Consider the following 23,134-nt stretch of genomic DNA (forward strand, 5'->3'; position numbering starts at 1 on the left):
CAGGGGTTCGGCGCTTACGGGTGGGCGGGTACGGCGGCGAGCAGGCGGGTGAGCATGCTGCGCAGTGGCGCGTACAGGGCGCGGACGATGAACTGCTCCTCCGCGGTCGTCGTGCCGCCGTCGAAATACGGGTCCAGGACGGCGAGGACGCTGTGCAGCAGACTGGATTCGGGGGTGTCGGGCCGCGCCGGTACGGCGCCGCGGTTGGGGGCGAAGGCGGCGTCGACGAAGACCACCCGGGCCGGTACGCCACCGCGCACCAGTCGCCCGATCACCTGCCACAACAGGACCAGCATGTCCCAGGTGACCTGTTCCCGTACATCGTCGTCGAGACGGCTCCACGCCATCGAACGGGCAAGTACCTGGTACCAGTACGAACGGGCGAGGCGGCGGAACTCCTCCGCTCCTTCCTCGACGGTGGGTTTTCCCTGTACCAGGGTGGCGAAGTCACCGCCGGTGACGGCGCGGACGACCCAGTCGTTGACGGCATTGACGGCCAGGTGGAGGTCCTCTGGGTGCGGATGGGGCCGTGCCAGGAAGTAGACCGTGCCGATGGCCGCCTCGTCGTCCTCGTTGAGGATGTTGTGGCCGCGTTCCAGCGCGAGCAGGGGCGCCACCAGGATGTCCGCCTCGAGGTCCTTCAGGTGCTCGACGTCGCCCCGGCGCAGTGATCGGGCGTGGTAGGCGGACGGCGCCTCGTCCTCCGCGGTGATCTCCTCGTCGTCCGACACCAGGCACAGCACCTTGTTGCGCCAGCGGACGTTGAGGTTGTGCAGTGTGTCGGCCACCACACGTGCCTCGGCATAGCTGCCGACCAGCAGAAGGATCTGGTCGCGCCCTGGAGGAAGAGAGAGCAACTCCTGTTGGAGCGGACCGCCTTCAGTGACCTCGTACTCGTCTCCGCCCTCACCTAGATGGCACGCGATGCGGCGCAACTTCTCCGGGCGGTCGTCCGGATGGGTTCCCGACATGCGCAGTTTCTCGTCGCCGTCGTCGATGAACTCGAAGCGCATGGAGCTCTCGTTGGCGATGCGTTCGGTCACCTCGGCCGGCGGTTCGATGACCACACCGACCGGGACGCAGACGTGGTAGCGGCTGGACGCGCCCGCCCAGCTGCTGCCCGACATGAGCAGCAAGTGGGCACCGGGCCTGCCGTCGACGGAGGTGAGACCGGGGATGGCGCGCAGCAGCTCACGTCCGACGCCGCTGCACCGGAAGAAGGTCAGTTCGCCACTGCGGACTCCGCCCTTGTCCTCACCCGGGACCCGGAACTGGAAGCCGAGCACATTGCCCATCGGGGCCTCGGGCACCATCGGGCCGTAGTCGAGCGGTCGGCGGTACATCGTGTTGAAGCCCAGGCTGAGGGCGGCCTCGACGCGGGGCCACATGGCGTTGATCATGGCGAGCCGTGGTTCCAGGGCGCTGAGCAACAGTGTGAACTCGAAGCGCTCCGCGAGTTGCTTCCGCCATTCCTCGGGAGTCTGGGGCGGAGGCTTGGGCTTCCTGCGGCGTCCGCGCTTCTTCTCCTGTTCCTCCTCCTCGCGCCGCCACTCGTCGTACGCCTCTTGGTACTTCCGCTGCCGGGCAGCCATGTACTTCGGGTCGATGGCGAAGACCTCGTCCATGACCTCGGTGAGGCGGCGCCGGGTGTTCTCCGGGTTGCCGGTGTGGAGCAGTTCGTTGAGGAGTGCGGTCAGCCGGCTGAAGTCCTCCTCCGTCCTACGGTGACGGTCACCGAAGGGGTTGTCCCGGAACGCGTCGAGCAGTTTCCCGAGAGCCTCGCGGGGGGCGTGATGAGGGTGGTTCCGACCGCTGTCGTCGGGGAGTTCGTAGCGTTCGTCGAGGAGCCCCAGCTGGAGCGTCCAGGCGCTGAAGTAGCCCGTCCGCACCCACTTGCGCAGCTCGTACCCGGCGACGAGCATCGCGTACAGCCGGTCGGTGGCCGCGCCCGCGGTGTTGAGGGCGGCGGCGAAGGTCTCGACGTCCCGTTCGGAGAGCTGGGTGCGTCCGCCGGCCGCGAGTTCGCGGATCTTGTGCCGGCTCAGCTGGTCGATGAGGCCCTTGTCCTCGTCGCTGGCGAGGACCACGGCGGGTGCGAAAGTCCGGTCGAGCTGCATCTGGACACGGTCGGCCTCGTCGATGATCACGAGGTCACTACGGCGGCAGGCGAGTTCGAGGAAGCGGATGCGCTCGCCGTTCTGGGCGCGGGGCGGCTCGGCGTCGATCAGCCCGGCCGGCGTGGCCACCCAGATCAGGGCGCCGACCAAGGTGCGAGCTCCGTGATGACGGGGACAGGCGGACCAGTACGGGCAGCTCGTCACCCTCTTCTGCCACGCGGAGTGCCGTCCGTCGCTCGGGTCACGCCGCAGGGCCGAGGGGGGTCGGAGCCGGGAGCAGGGTGCCTCACCGTAGGCGAGTGGTTCGGTCGTCGACGTGGCGCCCTGCCGTCTGACGTTGAGCAGGCAGGACGTGCCGAGGTAGGCGAAGGCGGGGTCGTCGTGGGCGAGCAGTCGGTGCTCGCCCCGGCCCGCCAGCCGACGGTGCAACCGCTGGGCGTGCCGCTCACGGCCCGAGGAGCCGAGCACGGGTGCGGCGGCGCCGTCGGTGTAGAGGTCGTAGAGCCGGACGAGCTTCAGCACCTCCGCGACATCGGTGACGACGATGGTGGTGCGCTTGCCCAGCTTGGCGAGATGGACGGCGATGATGTCGCGCAGTGTGCTCTTGCCGGCGCCGACGATGCCGAGCAGGTGCTGGATGCCATCGACCGTGAAGGCGAAGTCCTCGTCCTTCTTCGCCTTGTGGAAGGTTCCGTTCTCCTTGGTGGACAGGTCGAACGACCGTAGCCGCTCCAGCCACCGTGGTGCCCGGTCCTTGCCGGAGCGAGCGTGCTGGGCGTCCATCTCCGCCGCTGTGCGCTCCAGGTCCTCCCTGGTGAAGACCAAGGGCTCGCCGCCGCCGGCCGGTTCCAGGTCCATGTCGTGGGCGACGAGGGGGATGCGGGGGACCGGCGGCAGGTCGACGACGGCCATGGTGCGACTGACGGGGAAGGCGTGCGGGCCCTGACCTGCGACCGGCAGGCGCCTGCCCGCCAGCGGCGGTGCGGCACGCAGCAGTTGCTCGTAGACGGAGAAACGGTCGCCGGCGACGGAGAGGTCGTGGCGGGCAGCGGGTGTCTCGGCGTCCGGTACGTCGTAGGCGCGCACCCTGGGGTCGAACCTCTGGTAGGTGTCCAGCGCCTCGAGCCAGGTACGGCTCCGGCGCAGCGTCCACAGCGAGTACCTGGCGATACGCAGGGTCTTCGCCGCATCGGATGGCAGCGGTGCCCGGTGCGCCTCGGCGAACCCGTACCCGCTGAACAGCACCCAGGCGCTGCCCGCGGGGCTGCCCGGCATCATCTTCTGCTGGAGGTACAGGCCGAGTTCGACCTGGCAGAGGGCTTCCAGCGCGGGCTGGGGCACGGAGGACCCCAGAAATGCTTTGAGCGCGTTGAACACGTCGGTCAACGGCGGGGTGAGGCTACGCATCGTCCTTCTCCTCTCGCCGGGCCCGTCCCAGGTCGGGCACGAGATCCATGGGGGTGGTGAGCACCAGCCGGTCCCTCAGGAGCGCGGGAAGGGCGTAGGTGCAGGCCTGCCGGTAGCCGTCCCGTCCGGCGAGCGCGTCAGGGACCACGACGAGGGTGCGGTCCGCGAGGGGTGTGTTGTCGGTGAGATGGGCTGCGAGGAGCGCCGGCTGCAAGCGGTCGTACACCTGGATGTCCACGATGCGGGGGCCGGTGTCCCTGAGCCGGTAGGCGGGCAGAAGACCGGCCAGGGTCTCGTACGCGACTCCGGCGCGCTCCAGTGCCTCCCGGGCGGCTTCGTCGGTGCGGTGCGGCAGTACGAGGTACCACCGCAGCGAGCGCTGCAGGATCCACGCCTGGTCCGGCTCACGGATAAGCCGCGGAGGGGCATCGCGCGGGCAGTCCTCCCCCTCGCACCAGACTTCCGCGCCGGTGCCGGACGGTCCGGGTACGGGCACGGCACTGTCCCGGGGCAGCGCGGGGAGCCTGCACGAGGGGCAGTACAGGAAGTCTCCGTCGACGAGCAGGAACTCGGGCAACGGACCGTAGAGGCTCTTGACCCGGCTCCAGACGGCCCTGTTCCAACCCGGCGCGAAGCGGTCCTGCTGGTGGACGACCGGGTGACGCGCCAGGAACGCCCTGCACTGCCGGTAGCGCTCCTCCGTTCCACTCTGCGCGTGCAGGTCCCCGAGGAGCGCGCGGGCGTGGCCCGCCACGCCTCCGTCCGGTCCGTGCGAGGCCACCTCGAGACACGACCGGGTCGGCATCCGGCCGACCCGGTGCACCAGCGTGGTGCCCGGCGAGACCAGGGAGGAGGGGACCGCGAAGAGTGGGTCGTCGGACGGCCTGGTCCGGCACCACTCCCACAGCTCCGGAAGACTTCTCGGCGGCGCCTCCCCCGTATCGAGGCAGCGCATCACCGTGTGATCCAGCGCCCGCTGGGCGAGGCCGGGATAGGGCAGGGTGAAGGAGCGGAGCCCTTGGACCTCGGAGAGAGCCGCCACCATGCGGGCGAGTTCGCCGAAGAGGTCGCTGCCCACGCCCTCGGGCGCCTCGCCGGCGTCCGGCCGATTGGCCCGGCCGGCCGACCCCGCCCTCATGCCGCGGCCGCGCTGACGGACGACGCCGTGCACCAGCGGGCCACTTCGCACCGCTCGCAGGAGCGTCCGGGCCGGGCCGCGTACTGGTCGTCCCCGTGCCAGTCGGCCACCATCGCCCGCAGTACCTTCTCGGCGGTGACCCGATTGGCCGGGGCGAAGGGATCGATGATCTCCAGGTCGGCGCCGCCGGGGCGCAGCACCTCCAGCTCGACCCGCGCGCGGAACGGATCACCGCCCAGGTCACCGCGGGCGATCAGCACGACGGCCAGGGCCAACTGCGGATAACACTCCAGCAGGGGGCGGTCGGACCGCCGATCGGTGACGGAGGTCTTGGTCTCGCGCCACACCCATGACCCGGCATCCCGGTAGAGCAGGTCGGGCGCGGCCAGGACCACCACGTCGGCGGCTGTGTCGTGCCGCACCACCCGGGGCTCGGTCCGCACATCCGTACCGTCCCCGACGTACCGCAGCGGACAGACCGCGGCGTGCCGCCGCAACAGCAGGGCGCCGAGTGCGCGTTCGTGTGCGGGCAGGTCGAATCCCTCCGGTACCCACTCCTCGGGGACCTCGACCGTGCAGGGCCGAGGCGATCCGTGGGCGTGCCGTTCGGCGAGGTAGGCGTGCAGCGCCCGGCCGCGCTCGGCCGTCACCTCGCGTTCGACGGAATCCGCCGTGGGCAGGTGCAGCCGGCGCATATGGTCACGCGCCGGGCAGGCTCGGTAGGCCCGCCCGTTGGTGACCGACCAGGTGCGGCGGGGCCGGTCGTGCGCCTCGATGCCCAGCAGTCCGGGCGCTGTGCGCAGGGCCGGGCACACCGACAGGTAGGGGCATCCGCCACAGGCGGATCCCGGGCGGTATTCCCGTCCGTCCAGTACGCCGGCCAGGGCAGCGGGGCCGTGTTCGCGGTACCGGACGCGCGCCTCTTCCCGGCTTCCCGCGAAGAGTTCCCGCGTACGGCCGTCGAAGAGCGCGAACTCCACGATCCGTACGTGCTCCGGCGGTGGTCCGGGGGCGCCCTCGGCCAGCACCAGGGCGACGGCCGCGGTGAACCCCTCGGGCGGCAGGTCCCGCAGGCGGTGCACGGGCAGACGAAGTTCGCGGTAGGCACCGTCCGGGGAGGCCACGCAGCGGCCCCACACGGTGAGGCGGTACTCCTGGGCGTCGCGCGAGTCGGGACCGGACGGCCGGTAGCGGTACGTCCACGGCTCGGGCACCTCGTGCAGGGGGCGTTCCGGGTCGAGGGGGAAGACCGCCTCGTACATCTTCACGCCGTGCTCCGACCAGGTCCGCAGACCGTCGTGCAGAGGCCCGGTACGTGTCCGGGGCGGGCGGCCGGCAGGCCCCGAACGGATGTCGCAGGCAGCCATGAAGGGACCCAGGGTGAAGTGCTCCAGCCGCTCACGGCGGCGCGGTACGGGGTCGGCGGTGTGGTAACCGCGGGTCTTGAGAGCGTCAGCGGCGGGGCACCGGAACTCTCCCCCCCTGAACATTCCGGCGGATACCGTGATGACTTCGGAGGTGCGGGTCACCCCGTCGGGGGGCAGCCATGGCTGTGACATTTCATGCTCCATTTCCGTACGGAAGAAAGGTGGATGGCCATGAGGGAGATCGAGGAGATCGGCGATGTGGAGAAGCGCTACGAAGTGCTGGACATGGTCGGCGACGGCGGCCAGGGCGACCTTTTCCTCGGGCGTGACCGCAGCAACGGGCAGAAGGTGGCGTTGAAGCTGCAGAAGGCCCGGGACCTCGGCCCCGAAAGCGATTTCCACTGGGCCGGTGATGAACTCCTCGAAGAAGGGTCACGCATGATGATGCTGACGGGAATCCAGGAAATTCCCGAAGTCATCGCCACGGGGACACACCGGCGACGCCGGTGCCTAGTCATGGAGTTCGTCGAAGGGCACCACCTGCGGAAGGTCCTGTCGGCGGCCCTGCCCGTCAAGGATCCTGTAACCGTTGCGGCCGTCATCGGCCAACTGTGCGAAATTCTGGCGGAAGTCCACGACCGGAATCTGGTGCACTGCGACCTCAAGCCCGAGAACGTCATCGTGCAACCGGACGGCAGCCTCCGGCTCATTGACATGGGCCACGCGGTCGTAGCGAATCGAAAGACGGAATACGCACGCGGCACGCGCGGCTGGGCCTCCCCTGAGCAGTCCGACGCGTGCCCGTCAGGTCTGACGCGGCAAGCGGACATCTTCGCACTCGGCTGCATCCTGCTGGAGATGACCGTGATGCGGCTGCCCTACGGCGGACAGGACGAGCGGGCGGAAGAGGGCACCCCGGTACTGCCGGCCGACAAACTCGCCGAGCTACCCCCGGAGTTCGCCTCCCTGGCGCTGTGGATGGTCCGGTGGGAGGCGGCGGAGCGCCCGGCGGACGTCCGTGAGGTGTTCGACCGGCTCCGACCGTATCTGCCCCAGCTTGGCTCGCGACGGCCGCCGAAACGCCTACGCCCGGACCCGACCGAGTACTACCGCACGCATCTGCCCCGGCTATGACGGTGAGCCGACGGCCACCGACCGGTCGGGTCACCTCAGCCCTTCCAGCCGCTCTCGGACCTCCCGCACCCCCTCACCGTCCATCAGCTCGCGCAGCACGATGACTCTCTCCAGCTCCCGCACCGCCGCGTCGGTGTCGCCGGCGGACACCAGGACATCAGCGAAGAGCATCCGTACCTTCTCCTCGTTGGGCCAGTTCTCCTGTTCGCGGTAGATGTCGGAGGCCTGCCGGTACAGGGTGATGGCCTCGTCCCGTTCGGAACGGGCCAGGTGCACCTTGGCCAGGGTGAACAGCACATCGGCCAGGCCGCTGCGCTCCGTCGTGCGCTCCACCACGCCCAGGGCGTCGACGCACCGACGGAGCGCCCGCTCGTGCTCGCCCCGGTCGAGGTGGATCGCGCCGAGGACGTTCAGCACAGCCGCTTCCCCGACCCGGTCGGACACCTCCCGGCACAACGCCAGTGCGCGGCCGAGCGCTTCCTCCGCTCCCGTCCGGTCGCCCTGCTTGCGCAGGGTGAGTCCGAGCCGGTGCAGCGTACGGGCCAGACTCAGCCGGCCTTCCGTGCTGCGGTCCTCCTCGCTGAGCCGGACGGCCCTGCGCAGGTTGCCCACAGCCAAGTCGTACTCACCGAGCCGCCAGTGGGTCCCTGCCAGCGACCGGTAGACCATGGCGCAATCGACCGGGCCGGCGACGGTTTCCGCCGCCTCGGCGGCGTACCGGAGGTTCTGCCGCGCATCATCGAGCAGGCGACGGCGCCACTGGTAGATGACCAGGGCCATCGGAAGCAGCCACACGTACCGGTCGATACGCCGATTGATCGCTAAGCGAATGCCTCGCTGGACGGCGGGGTACTCCTCGTCCAGGAACGCCATCGCCTCCGCGAGGTCCGCGGGGTCGGTGACCCTGACCGCTCCGGGCTCGCCGGTGGGCAGGGTGCGTTCGCGGTCGAGCACCCGGTCGCAGGCGCGGACGTTGTGCAGCTGGTGTTCCAGCACCTGCCGTACGGTCGCCCGCTCGATCTCCGCGTTCTCTCCGTCCGGCACCGGCCGCACGTGCCGAAGGGCGAAGGCCCGCACGAGGTCGTGCAGCCCATAGCGGTCGCCGTGATGTTCCACCAGGTTCGCCACCACGAGGTCCACCAGGGCCCGGTCGGTACGCGTCCCTTCGTCCACTGCCCGTCCCAGATCCATCACCGCCTCCCAGGAAGCGCTGGGCCCGGGGTGGACGGCGAGCTGCCACAGCAGCAGCCGGGCTTCCTCATTCAGCACGCGCACGGAGCAGTTGAGTGCTGCGCGGACCGACAGTTCGTGCTCGGGCAGGTCCAGGGTGTCCAGCTTCGCCCGCTCCAGCTCCTTCTCCATCTCCCGCACCAGGGCAGGGAGGGTGTGCAGCGGACGCGCACCGACCTCCAAGAGCCGGGCCACCACCACGAGGGCCAACGGCAGCCGACCGCAGAGGTGGACCAGCTTGCTGAAGGGCACGGCGTGCTTGGCCCGGTCCTCGGCCGACACTTTCTCGTGGAGTACCTCCAGGGCGTCCGCCTCGTGCAGCGGCTCCATCTTGCGGAACAACACCTTTCTCTCGGACTGTAGCCGCAAGAGGTCGTTACGACTGGTGACGATCACGGCGCAGGTACCGTCTCCGGGAAGCAGCGGCAGCACCTGCTGGGCGCTGAGCGCGTCGTCGAGGACGATGAGCACCGACCGGTGGGCCAGCGCCGACCGCAGCGCGTTGCTCTTGCTCTCCGTTCCGGTCACCGTGGCGTAGGGCGGCAGCGCGGCCAGAAAGCCGTCCAGGACCTCGTCCGGTTCGGCGGGCCGCACGTCTCCGTCGGCGAATCCGTTCAGTTCGCCGCGCAGCACCCCGTCGGGAAACCGCTCCCGCAGCCGACCGGCTAGGTTCTCGGCCACCGTGGTCTTCCCGACACCCGCCATGCCGCTGATCAGGACCAGCGCCAGCTTGCCGGCATCCTGTTCCTCGCACACGGCCTCGAAGAGGTCGCCGATCAGCTCGTCCTGCCCGATCGGCTTGCGCCTGCCGCCGGGCAACTGGTCGGGAACGGGGGGCAGGAGCACCCCGCCCGGACGGCGGCTCTCTCCCCGGACCTGGTCAATGGCGCTCTGTACATCGACATCCGCTTTTCCGTTACGCTTCTCCCACTTCTTGATGAGCCGCTCACGTTGGGACTCCGGCAGGTCTGCGTGGGCGAGCAGGTAAAACCGGAAGATCTGGGGCAATTCCGGCGCGCGCTCGAACCATTTCTCCGTCTCCTCGCGCAGCCATTTGGCCTCCCTGGACTTGTAGGCTGCGTCCAGCCGCGCGTACACGGCGGCCATCAACTCGGCCCGTAGCTCCTCCCGACGCAAGTGGAAGCCGGTCTCGGACAGTCCGTGCAGCGGTTCGTCCTCGCCGTCCCACTCCTCCAAGGCCGCGCCGAGCAGCTCGAACTGCGCTTTGCAGGTCAGTCCCTCAGCCTGCTTCACCTTTTCGCGAAAACGGAGCAGGTCGACGTCTCCCACCGGCACGCGGAGCGTGCAGTAACCCGACTTGCCGCTATGGGGCACGGACTCCTGGCCCAACCGCTTCCGCAGGTCGGCGACGACGCGGTTAACCAGATCGCCGACGTCCTCGACGCCCTCCCAGAGGACTTCGGCTATGTCCTTCCTCTTACATCGGCAGTCTGGCGAGGTCACCAGGAGCGCGAACAGGGCCGCCACCTTCGACCCTTCGACCACCCTCCTGCCACCGTCCCCTTCGGCTCGCACCGGGCCCAGCACGTACCCCTCCATCGCCCTCCCCCTCACCGCGCCGCAGTCAGTGATCCGGCCCCCTCGCCGGCGCTCCTTCATCTGTGCGCCGCGCTGTGCCGCTTCACACGCGCTTGCTTCTTCACGCCCCCCGGGGACTCAGTTATCCCTCAGTTTTCGCTCTGCGGCCCCGCTTCACCCCCGGGCACGATGGCACCAGCCGCTCGCAGAAGCACGAAACGGCGGCTTAGTCATCCATCGACTCATCAGAGAGGAACCGCGAACCCGATGAACAGCCGTCAGCGCAACCGCCGGGCAGCCCGTCTGCGCCAGTCCCCCGACTGGCCGCCGAGCCGCCGCCGGCGGGCGGCCGTCCGGACCGAGGACACCACCCCGGCGACCCCGCCCACCGAGGCGCCGGACACCTCGTCCTCCGAGACCGCCTGAGCGCAACAGTTCGTGGGTGCCCGTTCTGTACGGGCACCCACCAGCCTCGCGAACTTCGTCACCGGCGAGCTCGCGGCCTGGCTGCCGCGCTTGTTACACGCTCGTGGCCAAAGGCGGCGTTACCTGGTCGAGAAGACCACTACCGCATGCTCACGCATCAAAGTGAGGCTGGTGGGGCTCATCTCCGCTTGACGCGGATATGAGCCGGTACGTCCCCACCACAGGACCCACCTCGTCCAGCATCTCGGTATCTCCAGCACCTCCGGACTCAGGTTTCCGCAGTCCGAAGAGAGGACATTTCCTGATGTATCCATCGCACAGCAGTGCGTTCGCCTCGGTGAGGCGGCACTTCGACGATCCCCGGACCAGTGACGCGGTCTTCGTGCTCGTCCCCACGGACGCCGACGAGGCTGATCCGGTCCGGCTGACCGCCGCCGAGACGCACGAGGCCTTGTACGGCCCCGGCTCCGACCCGCAGTTCGCCACCGCGGTCTGGAAGGAGGTCATCCGCACGGCGCAGAGCGACCTGACTCCAGACAGCACGGGGAAACTCCTGGCAATCTGGCTGGCCCTGCCCCGGTTGACCGGGACGGTCCACCGGGTCTGCACGCGCCTGCGGGCCGACCGGTCGGACGTGGAGGCCGAGATGGTCCTGGCTCTCCTGGAGAAGCTGGCGGATCGGGACGGCGCGAGCTGTCTCACCGACTCCTCCCTGCTGCACGCGGCGCGCGCCAGGGCGTGGCATCTCGCCCGGGAAGGGCTGCGGGAGCTTCCCTCCACCCAGATCGAACGCATCACCGAGGAGCACGCTCTCACTGCGTCCGGCGAGGAGGCGAACGCTCCGGCGGCGGAGAGCCTGGACGTACGGGTCGACCGTCCGGACGGTCCGGACGGGCTGTGCGCACCGCTGCGTTTCCAGGTGCGCCCGGAGCATCTGCGCCGACAGGGAATCTTCATCGACACCGACGACGGGTCGCAGGACCGTTCGGCGGGTCACAGCCCCGGCAAGAGGCGACGGCCCGGGCGCCGCGCGGACACCCGGCCGGTCCGCCCTGCGGGGAGGCGAGGGTGAAGGACCCGGCAGAGGGCCGCCTCAGTTTCACGGAGATGTTCGACCTGCCCGTCGCAGTGGACCTGCGCACGGCGGCCCGAGCACTCGGAATCGGCTCGACGACCGCGTACCGGCTGATTCGCGAGCACGAGTTCCCCTGCCCCGTCCTCCGCATCGGACGTAGGTACAGGATTCCGACCAACGAGCTGATGCGCACCCTGGGGATCGAGGACCGCCCGCTGTACAGCGTGGACCCGGAAGAGGACACGGACGATCCGAGCGTCGGCTTCTGACGGTAACCACCGTGCGGCTCCGTGGCATCGGCCACGGAGCCGCACGGCCCTGCCTCCTACGACGGGCCGTTCGCCGCCGACGTGCGCCGCACGGTTCTCCACGGCTGCTCGGCAATCGGAGGGCGAAGGGATGCCCTCCTTCTTCGCCGAGCGGTTCGGTGGCCGACAGCCCGCGCGCGTCGGCCAGTTCGTGACCCCGCCGGCGATCACCGACCCGAGCTACGGCGAGCACGCCCGTCAACCCCGAGCCTGCCGGTGAGCCGTCGACGCACGCTTCGGCGCCCGCGTCATGATCGCCGCGCCCGGCCGGGGCGCGGATCTGAACGGCCCGGCGGCCCAGCCCTACACACCGCTCGCCACGACCGCCTTCGAGGGGATGCCCCCGAAGGTCCTCGTCGTCGTGGGCACGAAGGGCTGGCACCCACCCAATCTTCTCCGACCGGCAGGACTGGGGAAGCGACGCCTACACGGCGTCTCCCGCACCGAAGACCAGGTTGGACAACTTCGACGACGCGGAGCACGGGCTGGGCGGCATCCCGGCCTTCGACGCTGCCGAGGCCACCGACGAGAACCCCGACCGCGTCACCGCCGCACGAGCCCTCGTCCGGGCGCACCTGCGCGCCCGAGTTGTGCCCGCAGGAACCGGACTGCTACCGGGCCACCGCGGTCCGCGCATCAGCTCCCACTGCTCCCGGTCCCGCTTCGTGAAGCCGTCAGGCGTGACGTCGTGCCCTGGCGCCTTCAGTTCCAGGAAGCCGGTGATGCGCCCCGATGTCTCCACCGCGTAGTCCGGACGCACCCGGGCCTCGGGCAAGGGATGCTCAGGATGAAGGCGAGGACTCAGCTTCCAGCGCGCCCCGAATGTCTCCACCAGCTTCGCCACCGGCAGGCTGATGGACGCCTCCGTGTCGCTGCCCCGCAGACGCTCCCTGCACTCGGATCCAGAGTCCGCCACGAGAGCCCGTATCCATTCCTCCGGCACCTTGTCCCCCTCCAAGCTGTGGACGTGGGCGGTGGGTACCGCAGACACAGCTTGTTGGAGGCGAGAGGACCGGCTCAGTGCGCACGGAGGGCGCGCGAGGGGCACGGACAGCGCGTTCCGTGACCGCTGGGAAAGCAGGGGCGGGTGTTGGTTGGGAAGAGACCGCCGTAGCCAATGCGGACCTTGCCTGCCGCCCGAACGGGAAGGCGCGTGGGACGCCATTCTCGCGCCGAGCGGACCCGCTGCCCCATCTCGCGAAAGCAGACGAATCCACCCGCTGAACGAACGGGTCAGTCCCCCGGCGGACTGCCAGAAGCCAGCACCGCTCCCAGAACCTGATTCCGTCCCGTACCCACGACGTCGAATGTCAGGAAACGGGGAACCAGGCCGACAGGCGCTTGGCAATAGCCGGTACATCGATGTTGTCCTGCGCGACTTCCTCGACGAACGGGCCAGCCACGGACACGGGTGGCGGGGCGGTACTGGCGCTGACGCCGTTGAACCGCAGGAAGACACGCATGGCAAGCCAGGCGGTGCGCTTGTTGCCGTCGATCAGCGCGTGATTGCGAGCGACGGAGTGCAGCAGTGCCGCCGCCTTGTCGTGCAGCGTGGGATACAGCTCGGCCCCGAACACGTTCGTCCGGGGCCGTTCGATCGCTGACACCAAAAGTCCCATGTCACGCACGCTGTGCTCGGTATCGTTGACCGTGCGCGCGATGGTCAGGATCTCGTCGATACGGATGTAGCGCACTTGGGTCACTTCAGGTAGTCCAGGATCTCCGCATCGCTGTCCATCAGCTCGGCCAGGACGTCATCGACCTTCAGCTCGGCCCGGTTCTGGGCGTCCCGGATGGCCTCGATGGCAAGTTCCTGCTTGCTGCGACCCTCCCGACGAGCCCGCTCGGTGAGCTTCGCGTCGAGGTCTTCGGGGAGTCGGAGTGTCATCGCCATACAGGAATGATACCGGACTGGTATCTGGGTGCTAGGTGATACCAGCCGGCTCAAGGCCTCGGACCACGACGCCGTCCTTCGTGGCCCGGTCGGGCCGCGGTCTCGGTTCCGAGGTGCGTGCGACGAGGTAGCAGCACGCGCCGCCACTGGCGAGGCCCAGGGCCGGAGAGGTCCGAGGTCGAGGCTTCCGATATTCGAGCGTCATCCGAGCGTCAAAAATTCTGCATTGCGCATCGCCACGTCACCGCGAGACCCACGCCGGCCCTTGAACCTGCAGCTCAGAGCGTTCTGCACAAGCGAACCTCAGTCGACGCATTCCGCGAGCGAAACAGGTCGAGCTGACCACCTGAAATGCAAAACGGCAGGTCAGAGGCCCTTCGCGGCAGGCTCCAGAATCGCCACGCATTCCACATGATGCGTCATCGCGAAACATGTGGAACAAAAACAGGTGAAGAAATCCACTGGTCAGCAACCTGCGCGACAGAATTAGGGCAAATCGGTCCCGTGCATTGTGTGCGCTGTGGGCGTTGCGCGCACGAGCCTGACGCACGCCGCCAAGGGTTCTACCGACCTGCATCAGCCTCCCGCACGACCGACGCCTCAAGGCCCACATCGCTCGCCTTCTGTCTCGTGGCCCCCTTGTTCACGCCGTCATGAGCTTGGAGGAAGGTTGCGGCCCGCGCCTTGCGGCAAGCCCCGCAGGCGATGGCCGCACCCGAGGCTACTGGCGGTCGTGCCGCCTCGGCGACGGCCCGAGGGAGGAGGGGAGTTCTTCAGAAGGTTCATCCCGGTCGAGCGGTCCCCAGCGCCCGGGCTGTTCGGTGACGATGCGGCAGGCGTCCGTGATCACCTGGTCGGCGATCCAGCCGAGGGGTTCGATCTCCGTCACGAGTGGTTCGTTGTCCGGGCCGCGGGCCGTCTCGGAGCCGTGCAGGACCCAGGGGCGGGTGCGGGCGTCCTTGACGTGCGGCAGGTGGCAGTAGTCGTACAGCCGCCGGGCGACCCAGACCCGCACGAGCCGCTCACCCCACCAGTCCTCGAGATCCAGCGGGCTGGCCGACAGGCCCGGCAGCTTGATCCCGGTCAGATCGTCCGTACTGCTCGTCTTCGGCAGGTCGCGTTGCGGCCCGCGGGACCAGCGCACGTAGAGACCGTGGCGGCGGGTGATGAGCCGGATGAGCTCATCGAGGCTGCTGAACGTCGGCAGGTCGATGGTCTTGGTCATGGTGTGGTGGGGCGATACCGAGAACGTCAGTCAGGTGGTCAGAAGGGAGTCGTCTTCGGTACGCGCTCCGGGCAGCCGGTGGCGGGCGGCGACGAGGGCGGCGTCAACGTCGCGGGTCCCGGTCGACACGCACAGCGTGTAAGCGACATCTTCCATACGCCGACGCGCCTGCTCGGTGCCGTCTTCGGCGTGCAGGGCGCGCAGCGTCTCGTACTGCTCGATGAGGTTCTTCAGCACGACGGGGTGTGCCAAGAGCATCGGGAGCCTCCCTCGTCACCATCGCTCACGTGGGTCATACACCGACCCGTGTGCCCCGGGCCCAGGCCGCCAATCCGGTGTGTTCCCGCACTCGGCGGCCAGAAGATCCGGGGGCCAGTGTTGAGCTCAGTCGGTGGACAGGGCCTGGAGCAGGTCGCCGACCTTGGGGTCGGGCAGGGAGCGGGCGACGTCGGCCTGGGCGACCATGCCGACCAGGTCGTGCCCGTCGATCACCGGCAGGCGGCGCACCTTGTGTTCCGTCATGGTGCGCAGGATCTCCTCAACGTCGTCGTCGGCGCCGATGGTCACGGCCTCGCCCTGGGCCAGGTCGCCGGCGGGGCAGGCCGCGGGGTCCTTGCCCGCCCCCAAAACCTTCACGACGACGTCTCGGTCGGTCAGCACGCCCTTGAGCTTGTTGTCCCTGCCGCAGATCGGCAGGGCACCGACGCCGAGATCCTTCATCTTGCGGGCCGCGTCCAGCACCGTCTCCTCAGCACCGATGCACTCGGCCCCGCCCGTCATGATGTCCCGTGCCTTCGTCATCAGATCCACTCCCTGTGGTCGTCGGCCGTCCCTAACCACCGTGTCAGCGGACGGTCGCATTCGGTGGCTGTGGGCGTGGGTTCCCTGAAGCCCCCCGCCGTAACGCTTGCCTCGGCCCTGACCTCACCGTGCTGACAGCGGCACGCCGGCCCGACGGAGCGGTGATCCGCCTCCCTGGGACACGGGGATGCGTGGTCACAGCTTGTGACGTACTCCGGTCGGCTGGATGCTGGTACGGAACGGGGGCAGGCGTAAGGATGCCTCTGCCCGCTGCACACACTGGTGAGCGCCATGACGTCTTTCACGCATCCCAGCCCTCAGTCGCTGCCGACAACGACCGATGAGCTGGTGAAGGAACTGCAGCGGGTGAGGGCGGAGAACAGACAGCTCAAGCAGGCTCTCGCCTCCCACGCCTTGGTCGACCGGGCCATCGGTGTCCTGACCGTCCTGGGCCAGATCAGCCCCAGTGACGGGTTCACGGTCCTGCGGGAAATCTCCCAGCACACCAACGTCAGACTCTCCGTCGTGGCTGAGTACCTCCTCAAACACGCGCAGGGTGCGGCTTTGCCGGGCGTTCTGCTCGGAGAGCTGCACGCGGCCCTGGCCCGCCACGCCGGCCCACGCGCCGACCCCTGAGTGCAGGTGCAGGTGGCCGACTGCTTCCCGTACGAGGGCAGTGTCAGGCGGCAGCGCTTCCGAGGCCGGGTGCGTCCAGCAGCGCTACCCCGAAGCTGATGCGTTTGCCGACCGGCTCGCGCCGCACCTCGAAACTCTGGGCGACGGCCATGACGATCTCCAGACCGTGTTGTCCCACCCGGCCGGCATCCGCGGCGCGGGCCACCGGCAGCACCGGATCGGAGTCCCACACCGAGACCTCCACCGTCTCCCCCGTGATGCGCAGGGACATCAGTATCGGGCCCGGTGCGTACTTACGGGCGTTGGTGACCAGCTCGCTGACCACCAACTGCGTGAGGTCCGTGGCCCGCTGCGACACCGGCAGACCGTGCTCGGCCTGCGCCTGGGCAAGGAAGGCCGCAGCCTTGTGACGGGCTTGGGCGATGCACGGTCCGTCGCCGGCCAGCGTCACGGTGACATGTGCCGGTCGGCCGTCCAGCGCCGTCTCGTCTTCCTCCGCCGAACGTGGTCCTGCTACGGCTGCCCCCATTTGCTCCCCCGTTCACAGTGCTCCCCGCATACCCGGGTTGCCGCATGCCATGCCACACGAGTCCGGTCATCTTCGCCACGCCGCGAAGCGGCTTCTATCGCGCCGGGTGACCCCGGCGGGGTCTGGGTGTGCCAGGATCGCCGGCATGGCGGAGGGGAAGAAGACGGGCGTCGAACGTGCCGAGCAGACTGGCCGGTTGTCGGTCGTGGCTACGGCCACCGGCGGCATCCGCGTGGTGTCACTGGCAGGGGAGATCGATCACGACTCCGGCGACACACTCCGCCGGGCGCTGGACACCCGCGATACGCGCCGCCCCCGGATCGTGGTCGATCTGCGACAGGTCACCTTCATGGATTCCAGCGGCATCAACGTCTTCATTGCCGCTCACCGTACGGTCAGTGAGGCCGGCGGTTGGCTGCGTCTGGCCGCACCCGGCAAGGCGGTGATGCGCACGCTGAGCCTCGTCGGTGTCGACGCCGTGATCGATTGCCGCGAAACACTCCGCCAGGCGCTCAGCGACTGACGTCGTCGGGCTGCGGGAGCATCACGTTCAGCTGGAGGCTGGTGCCCGTATGCCGCGGTGGCGCGGGATGGTCTCAGGCGCCGAGTTTGTCAACGGCGTCCTGCAAAGACGCCGACAGGCGCGTCACGTCCTCCTCGGCGGGCGACGGTGTGCCAAGCCGCTCCACAAGCTCTGCGCGGGAAATCAGTACGGCTGCTCCGTGGTATTGCCCACTGTTGAGGGCAGCCTGCTCGACTACCTGAGCCCGGCCCTCCAGGAGCACCAGGACGGAGTCGTCCGACGGGGCACCAAGGAGCTCCCGGATCAGTGACTCGTCGATCTTCATACGCTCTCTCCTACACGGTGCCGTCTGCGGACCGCTGGCCCCCGGGCCCATGGGCCCGGCCCGGGACGCCGCTGTTCCGGACCTACTTGCCCATGGCTTTGCGGACGGTGTCCTTGGTGCGGTCCATGAGGGCGGCGACCGGGCCGAGGGCCATGTTCTTCGCTCCGGACTCGACGCCCGGGTGGGGTCGGGTGGGTGCCATCGCCTCGGCTGCCTTGATGGCTTTGGCCATCGCCGCGAGGTTGGTGGCGTCGGTGCTGCGGCGGATGTGGGTGAACTCGTAGCGTTCCTCGGCCCGCGCGTGCGCCTGGACGTCCCTGCGCAGCTTCAGCAGCTGGGGCATGAATTTCGGGTCGTCGGTGTCCAGCTCGTCCAGGGCGGCCAGGGTCTCCTTGGCCACCTTCTCCTCGGCGAGACGGTCCTTCACCACCTGCTCGCCACCGGGGAAACCCTTGCGGGCGAAGGGGTGGACGACCTCCTCCTCGGCGGTCTCGTGCACGGCCAGCAGGCGCACCAGACGGCGGAAGGCGTCACGGCGTTCCTCGCCCGTGGCGGCTTCGACCTCGTCGAAGAGGTTGCGGATGTCACCGTGCTGACGCATCAGCAACGCAACGACGTCGTCGTCCTTGGCCTTGTCGTCCCCCGCGTGCGGGGTCTGCAGCTCGGACATGTCGGCCCTTCCCTACTTCTCGCGCTGCGTCGGGTCAGGGTGTTCACCCTCGGACTGGACGCGGTACTCACGGCCGAACATCCCATCGTGCTCGGTCATGACCCGGTCACTCGGCGGTGCCTCGCCGCCGTGGATCTGCTCCTGCATCCGCTCGAACCGCTCGTGCGCCTCACGCACGTAGCCGGCTCCGAGCGTGGTCAGGTCCATCTGGGTGTCGAGCAATTCGCGCAGGTACCCCTTGTTCGGCTCGAACGTGAGCACGTTGGGCAGCTCGGGGGCCAGCACCGAGGCGGGGTCGCGGCCGTCGTGCCGGCGCATCAGGTCGCAGGCGGCGTGCAGGTGCTCCAGCTCCATGTTCAGGTGCAGCTCCCAGATCGCCTTGACCTTGGGGTCGCTCTCCTGCTCCATGAAGGAGTGGTACAGGTAGCACTCGTTGTACTCGTGGTTGACCAGCTGCTCCCACCACGTCTCACCCGGGTCCACGAGGGACTCGTAGTGGGTGACGTGCTCCTCCTCGATCAGTCCGATCTCCTGGTACAGCTGGCGGGCGATCGGCTCCATGTAGGTGGGGCCGGTGTTCATGTAGAAGTTCATGGTCTGCTGCTCCGCCGACATGATCGTCAGCGCGTGCAGCTTCGACAGCGGGTCGGTCTGGTCCTTGGCGTACGGGTCGCGGACGTTGTCGACCGGATCGCGGTGGTGGAACCGGGTGGGCCGTCCGGGCATGACCTCGGTCAGGCCGTCGACGATCGACTCCGCCTTGCGGTGCTCGATCATCTCGTACAGGTTCGCGTACCGGTACAGGTGGTCGAAGTCCTCCAGCACACCGAACTGGTACGCCTGCTTCAGGTACGGGTCCGGCTCCATCCGCGCCACCCACGCCGTCAGGTCCACCGCGACCTGCTCGTACGCGATCGTCGTCTCCAGCACCGACGACACACCCGGGAGCAACCAGTTCACGACCTTCTGCTGCTGCGCCTCGATGTAGCGCACCCGCGCCAGCTGCCGCTTGATCTCCGGATCGACCGTGTTCCGGGCAAGCTGGTGGCTGAACAGGATCGCCTCCACCTCGATCCCGTTCATCGTGATGATCCGGCAGCGGGTGTACGGGTCGCAGTGGTCCGGATCGATCGGATCCACGTTCAGCTCACGCCAGCTGCGCAACTGACGGTCCAACGGGATACCCCGCTGCTCCAGCGGATTGAACGTCATGGGCGGTGCCTCCTGAGGCCGAGGGCGGGCTTGCGCGCCGCCGGGGTACCCCGTTCTCGGGCGACGAGCGCAGACGTCGCTCCCAGTCTGCTCACCATCGCTGTTTTCCAGCCACCGCTCACGCCCACAGGCCGCATGGTTCCCCCTGGTGGGTCAACCGAACGGACCGCCCTCCACGCTATGCACATCAGCACCCCCAGCAAGGCCGATGGGCCTCACTGCGCCCTCTGGCCGCCTTTGTCGGCGGCCGGCTTCGAGCTGATGAAGGAAGCTTCACGAGCAGGGAAGTCTGGCCCGGATGCAATCGGCACGCTGGCAAGCGCCGCGGCTAACACCGCGGACAACATGTGGCTGCCCGACCCAGAGCGGAGACGAACCTGGAGCGCCTGGCGGTCGCCGAGAGGCGGGAGAACGGCAAGCCGGTGCGCGAGACGCTGGCCCGACCCACAAGCGCTCCGGCCACCACCAACCAGTTCCAACCGCCGTCCTCCGAGGATCAGCCGAACGGTTCGGGTCTCGCGCTAACCTCCGGTGCGCTGCTCGACGGTAGGTTGCGTCCTTGGAAGTGGTGTACGGGTTCCCACCTGATCCGGGCGTTTGGCCCGGCGTCGGAGTGAGTGCCCGGATATGAGAACGGCCACCGGCTGATCTTTCGAGATGTCGAAGTCACGAAGGAGATCAGCACGATGACCGCACCCGACAGTCTGCCCCTGCACGCCCTCGCCGAGAACAACCTCGCCGCGGCGAGTCCCGATCTGCTGCGCGCGATGATCAAGACGTTCGCCGACGCCCTCATGTCCGCCGAGGCCGACGCCCTCTGCAACGCCGAATACGGGCAGGTCAGCGACGAAAGGGTCAACCACCGCAACGGCTATCGCCCACGTGAGTGGGACACGAGGGCCGGGACCGTCGAGCTCGCCGTTCCCAAGCTGAGGCAGGGCAGCTACTTCCCGCACTGGCTTCTCGAGCGTCGCCGGCGTGCCGAGCAGGCCCTCATCTCGGTGGTCGCCACCGCCTACCTGCTCGGTGTCAGCACCCGTCGGGTCGAAAAGCTCGCCGAGTCCCTCGGCGTCACCCAGCTGTCGAAGTCCCAGGTCAGCGCGATGGCCAAGCACCTGGACGAACAGGTCGCCGCCTTCCGCAACCGGCCCCTGGACGCCGGCCCGTACTCGTTAGTGTGGGTCGACGCACTGACCCAGAAGGTCCGGGAAGACGGCCGCATCATCAACGTCCACGCGCTGATCGCGGTCGGCGTCAACGCCGACGGACACCGCGAGATCCTCGGCATCGACGTCGCCACCGCCGAGGACGGCGCCGGCTGGCTCGCCTTCCTGCGCTCGCTGATCGCCCGCGGCCTGTCCGGCGTCCAGCTCGTCATCTCCGACGCCCACGCCGGTCTCGTCGACGCGATCGGTGCCGTTCTGCCCGGCTCGTCGTGGCAGCGATGCCGGACCCACTACGCCAGAAACCTGCTGAGCCAGGTCCCCAAATCGGCCCAGCCCTGGGTGGCGACCCTGCTGCGGACCGTCTTCGAACAGCCCGACACCGACGCCGTGAAGGCCCAGATGCGGCATGTCCTGAAAGCGCTGGAGGCCAAGTTCCCCAAGGCCGCAGCCCACTTGGACGCCGCACAGCACGACCTGCTGGCCTTCACCGCCTTCCCGCGCGAGATCTGGCGGCAGATCTGGTCGAACAACCCGCAAGAGCGGCTGAACAAGGAGATCCGCCGCCGCACCGACGTGGTCGGCATCTTCCCCGACCGCACCGCCGTCATCCGGCTCGTCGGCGCGGTCCTGGCCGAGCAGAACGACGAGTGGACCGAGGCCCGCCGCTACATGGGCCGCGAACTCCTCGCCAAGGCCCGCCTCCACCCGATCGAGTCAGAAACCGACGAGACTGCCCTGCCCACCGAACTCACCGCACAGCCTCAAAACGAGATCACCGAGTGGCCGTCGATACACCACTCCAGCGGACGTGACCCGACGGTATTCCGGGGTCTGCGGGCTTCGGCGTGAGTCTGCTCGACGGCGGAGCGGTGAGTCTGGTGACCGTGGCAGCGTGTTACTCGGTCCCCGACGGGCTGTCCAGTGCGGCGCGGATGAAGAAGGCCCGTACGTATTCGGTGTGTGGGGCGCCGCCGGCGTGGCGAGCACCCTTCCGTGGTCCTCGGCTACAGGTGGTCGGCGGCTTCTCCCCTGCGGTGACCGTGGAGGCGGCCGGAGCCATCCTCGCGGTGATCGCCGACACAATGTTCCCGAGGCGTTCTGGGACGCCCACCTGGCTATCGGCCTGACATCGTCAGTGGCTTCCTGGTCTCCTTCGCCTCCTCCCACACCTGACGGCGCCCCCGGAGCCGGCCAAGTCCGCTGCCGGAGGCGACGGACTCGTCGACCTGGAAGCCGGACCCTGTGTCGGCGGGCGAGGTCGCCGAACGTAGACGAGTAGGGCCGTCGACGTTTGTGGTCAGCTCTGGGATTGCTGACGAGATTTGCGCGCGTGCCGGACGAATACCTCACCGAGGCTGCCGACGAACATACCCAGCGAACCCAGCACGAACAGCCACAGGGCCACCCGCTCCAAGCTGGGGAACAGGAAACACACGCTGCCGACCAGGAACGCCGTGTTACCGAACCCACCGATGATCAAGTGAATGAACGGAAAGTCCTGGAGCAGGTACCGCTCGAGTCGGGGCAGCACGCCATCATCCCTTCCAGTGCCGAATCATCCAGTGACTGCATGAGGCTGTGGGGTACGCCCAAAACAGCGCGGCAAACACCCGACACCATGCCGCCCCGGCTTCTGGCGATCACGGTACGTCTTCGCTCGCCAGCGGTTCTGCCCGCGGTCGCAGCATCACCGCCCGCGTCGTACACAAGTCGTATGAGCAATCACGACGAACTCCACCGACCCGGCGAGATCGTGCCGACCTCCGGAATTACGAATGCGACTGCGGACAACACCACGAGTACAGCACCGACGTCAAAGGCCACCGGTTCCCGCCGCTGCACGACGCCTGCACCGGCAGCGGTTGGAAATTGAAGGCCCCTTCCCATCCCAACCCCTGACCTCAGGGCGCCCCGGGGGCTCGCCCGGTCAGATTCCCAACAGCGGCACCGCTCTCGGGTCCACGTCGGGACGTGTAGCTGGTACCAGTACGTATTCGTGGTGGGAGCTATTCCTCGTTACGCGGCAGCGAAGCGGGGCTGTCGGCTCCAGGTGCTGGGTCGCGAACGCTGCCTGGGAGCCCAGGGACGAGGCAAGCAGCCACCACGGCGGCCATGGGCGCGGCTCTCCGGATGTTGAGCAGCCCGATCGTGAGGGAGGCGGATGCGCCAAAGGCGGTGAGGGGCAGTTCAGGCGACGGTACGCAAGCGGCGCGGGCACGAGTGGGCCTGTCACTCTCCGGGAGGCCGGTTGAGGTGCTCCTGTACTGCTCCGATGTACTGGTTGAGTGCATCGCGAGCGGGTTCGAATGCGCTTTCCGGGGGGTCCTGTTGCCATGTACGCGGGGCTTCTTGAGCAACGATTTCAAACGCACGAGGTCGTCGGACTGCAGGAGGTCACTCTCCGCCAGTTCG

General features: G+C 68.5%; 21 protein-coding genes and 2 pseudogenes. 9 read left to right on the forward strand and 14 right to left on the reverse strand.

The genetic code is table 11. The features are described from left to right. Positions 1-14: 14 nt before the first annotated feature. From J7I94_RS33025 to J7I94_RS33035, 3 genes are read right to left on the reverse strand one after another with little or no spacing between them, the layout of a single operon-like run. Positions 15-3,524 carry a hypothetical protein gene (locus J7I94_RS33025; RefSeq protein ID WP_215173180.1) on the reverse strand — a complete coding sequence of 1,170 codons (3,510 nt, stop codon included), beginning with the start codon at positions 3,522-3,524 and terminating at the stop codon, positions 15-17. Beyond that, positions 3,517-4,713 carry a hypothetical protein gene (locus J7I94_RS33030; protein WP_215173182.1) on the reverse strand — a complete coding sequence of 399 codons (1,197 nt, stop codon included), beginning with the start codon at positions 4,711-4,713 and terminating at the stop codon, positions 3,517-3,519. Before J7I94_RS33030 ends, J7I94_RS33025 begins: the two co-directional genes overlap by 8 nt. Then, the gene (locus J7I94_RS33035) at positions 4,659-5,924 is read right to left on the reverse strand and encodes a PD-(D/E)XK nuclease family protein (RefSeq protein WP_251076111.1); all 1,266 of its coding nucleotides are present in this window, start codon (positions 5,922-5,924) and stop codon (positions 4,659-4,661) included. Before J7I94_RS33035 ends, J7I94_RS33030 begins: the two co-directional genes overlap by 55 nt. A 336-nt stretch (positions 5,925-6,260) precedes the next feature. Between J7I94_RS33035 and J7I94_RS33040 the strand changes: the two genes are divergently transcribed. Beyond that, complete coding sequence (locus tag J7I94_RS33040) at positions 6,261-7,163, forward strand: serine/threonine-protein kinase (protein WP_215173184.1); 903 nt, start codon at positions 6,261-6,263, stop codon at positions 7,161-7,163. Between the two features lie 30 nt (positions 7,164-7,193). On the opposite strand, the gene J7I94_RS33045 is transcribed toward J7I94_RS33040, so the two are convergent. Continuing rightward, a complete protein-coding gene (locus tag J7I94_RS33045; RefSeq protein ID WP_215173186.1) occupies positions 7,194-9,881 on the reverse strand; it encodes a tetratricopeptide repeat protein in 2,688 nt (895 codons plus the stop codon). 318 nt (positions 9,882-10,199) lie between these two features. On the opposite strand from J7I94_RS33045, the gene J7I94_RS33050 reads away from it, so the two are divergent. The 4 genes from J7I94_RS33050 (at position 10,200) to J7I94_RS33065 (ending at position 12,490) form a co-directional block, all read left to right on the forward strand. After that, positions 10,200-10,358, forward strand: coding sequence for a hypothetical protein (locus tag J7I94_RS33050; protein WP_157854403.1), 159 nt, complete (start codon positions 10,200-10,202; stop codon positions 10,356-10,358). Between the two features lie 304 nt (positions 10,359-10,662). Continuing rightward, a complete protein-coding gene (locus tag J7I94_RS33055; protein ID WP_215173188.1) occupies positions 10,663-11,430 on the forward strand; it encodes a hypothetical protein in 768 nt (255 codons plus the stop codon). Further along, positions 11,427-11,702, forward strand: coding sequence for a helix-turn-helix domain-containing protein (locus tag J7I94_RS33060; RefSeq protein WP_374198469.1), 276 nt, complete (start codon positions 11,427-11,429; stop codon positions 11,700-11,702). The genes J7I94_RS33055 and J7I94_RS33060 overlap by 4 nt, the downstream gene beginning before the upstream one ends. 494 nt (positions 11,703-12,196) lie before the next feature. Next, on the forward strand, positions 12,197-12,490 hold the full coding sequence (locus J7I94_RS33065) for a hypothetical protein (protein WP_215173190.1): 294 nt from the start codon (positions 12,197-12,199) through the stop codon (positions 12,488-12,490). Positions 12,491-13,051: 561 nt separating this feature from the next. Here the strand turns inward: J7I94_RS33065 and J7I94_RS33070 are convergent. From J7I94_RS33070 to J7I94_RS33090, 5 genes are all read right to left on the reverse strand, one after another. Continuing rightward, complete coding sequence (locus J7I94_RS33070; RefSeq protein WP_215173191.1) at positions 13,052-13,444, reverse strand: type II toxin-antitoxin system death-on-curing family toxin; 393 nt, start codon at positions 13,442-13,444, stop codon at positions 13,052-13,054. Continuing rightward, positions 13,441-13,635 carry a ribbon-helix-helix protein, CopG family gene (locus tag J7I94_RS33075; protein WP_180329038.1) on the reverse strand — a complete coding sequence of 65 codons (195 nt, stop codon included), beginning with the start codon at positions 13,633-13,635 and terminating at the stop codon, positions 13,441-13,443. Before J7I94_RS33075 ends, J7I94_RS33070 begins: the two co-directional genes overlap by 4 nt. A gap of 721 nt (positions 13,636-14,356) precedes the next feature. Further along, on the reverse strand, positions 14,357-14,860 hold the full coding sequence (locus J7I94_RS33080; protein ID WP_251076103.1) for a DUF6098 family protein: 504 nt from the start codon (positions 14,858-14,860) through the stop codon (positions 14,357-14,359). Positions 14,861-14,890: 30 nt separating this feature from the next. Beyond that, positions 14,891-15,118 carry a DUF5133 domain-containing protein gene (locus tag J7I94_RS33085; RefSeq protein WP_215173193.1) on the reverse strand — a complete coding sequence of 76 codons (228 nt, stop codon included), beginning with the start codon at positions 15,116-15,118 and terminating at the stop codon, positions 14,891-14,893. Between the two features lie 126 nt (positions 15,119-15,244). Then, a complete protein-coding gene (locus J7I94_RS33090; protein ID WP_215173195.1) occupies positions 15,245-15,661 on the reverse strand; it encodes a CBS domain-containing protein in 417 nt (138 codons plus the stop codon). A 291-nt stretch (positions 15,662-15,952) separates the two neighbouring features. Between J7I94_RS33090 and J7I94_RS33095 the strand changes: the two genes are divergently transcribed. Beyond that, complete coding sequence (locus J7I94_RS33095) at positions 15,953-16,297, forward strand: ANTAR domain-containing protein (RefSeq protein WP_215173197.1); 345 nt, start codon at positions 15,953-15,955, stop codon at positions 16,295-16,297. Between the two features lie 43 nt (positions 16,298-16,340). On the opposite strand, the gene J7I94_RS33100 is transcribed toward J7I94_RS33095, so the two are convergent. Next, positions 16,341-16,748: an ATP-binding protein gene (locus J7I94_RS33100; RefSeq protein WP_308114804.1), complete on the reverse strand. Its 408-nt coding sequence runs from the start codon at positions 16,746-16,748 to the stop codon at positions 16,341-16,343. A gap of 223 nt (positions 16,749-16,971) precedes the next feature. On the opposite strand from J7I94_RS33100, the gene J7I94_RS33105 reads away from it, so the two are divergent. Then, positions 16,972-17,349 carry an STAS domain-containing protein gene (locus J7I94_RS33105; RefSeq protein ID WP_215173201.1) on the forward strand — a complete coding sequence of 126 codons (378 nt, stop codon included), beginning with the start codon at positions 16,972-16,974 and terminating at the stop codon, positions 17,347-17,349. A gap of 73 nt (positions 17,350-17,422) precedes the next feature. Here the strand turns inward: J7I94_RS33105 and J7I94_RS33110 are convergent, their stop codons facing one another. From J7I94_RS33110 to J7I94_RS33120, 3 genes are all read right to left on the reverse strand, one after another. Next, positions 17,423-17,674, reverse strand: coding sequence for a hypothetical protein (locus J7I94_RS33110; RefSeq protein WP_215173203.1), 252 nt, complete (start codon positions 17,672-17,674; stop codon positions 17,423-17,425). A gap of 82 nt (positions 17,675-17,756) precedes the next feature. Further along, positions 17,757-18,344 carry a hemerythrin domain-containing protein gene (locus J7I94_RS33115; RefSeq protein ID WP_215173205.1) on the reverse strand — a complete coding sequence of 196 codons (588 nt, stop codon included), beginning with the start codon at positions 18,342-18,344 and terminating at the stop codon, positions 17,757-17,759. Between the two features lie 12 nt (positions 18,345-18,356). After that, positions 18,357-19,556, reverse strand: coding sequence for a hypothetical protein (locus J7I94_RS33120; protein ID WP_215173207.1), 1,200 nt, complete (start codon positions 19,554-19,556; stop codon positions 18,357-18,359). A 686-nt stretch (positions 19,557-20,242) separates the two neighbouring features. On the opposite strand from J7I94_RS33120, the pseudogene J7I94_RS33125 reads away from it, so the two are divergent. Further along, positions 20,243-21,478, forward strand: a pseudogene (locus J7I94_RS33125) (IS256 family transposase); the annotation flags it as partial. Between the two features lie 59 nt (positions 21,479-21,537). Beyond that, positions 21,538-21,895, forward strand: a pseudogene (locus tag J7I94_RS39620) (ZIP family zinc transporter); the annotation flags it as partial. A gap of 124 nt (positions 21,896-22,019) precedes the next feature. Here the strand turns inward: J7I94_RS39620 and J7I94_RS33130 are convergent. Then, a complete protein-coding gene (locus tag J7I94_RS33130) occupies positions 22,020-22,253 on the reverse strand; it encodes a YrhK family protein (RefSeq protein WP_215173209.1) in 234 nt (77 codons plus the stop codon). Between the last annotated feature and the right edge of the window lie 881 nt (positions 22,254-23,134).

It is taken from the genome of Streptomyces sp. ISL-12 (assembly GCF_018614415.1).
Classification (GTDB): Bacteria; Actinomycetota; Actinomycetes; order Streptomycetales; family Streptomycetaceae; genus Streptomyces.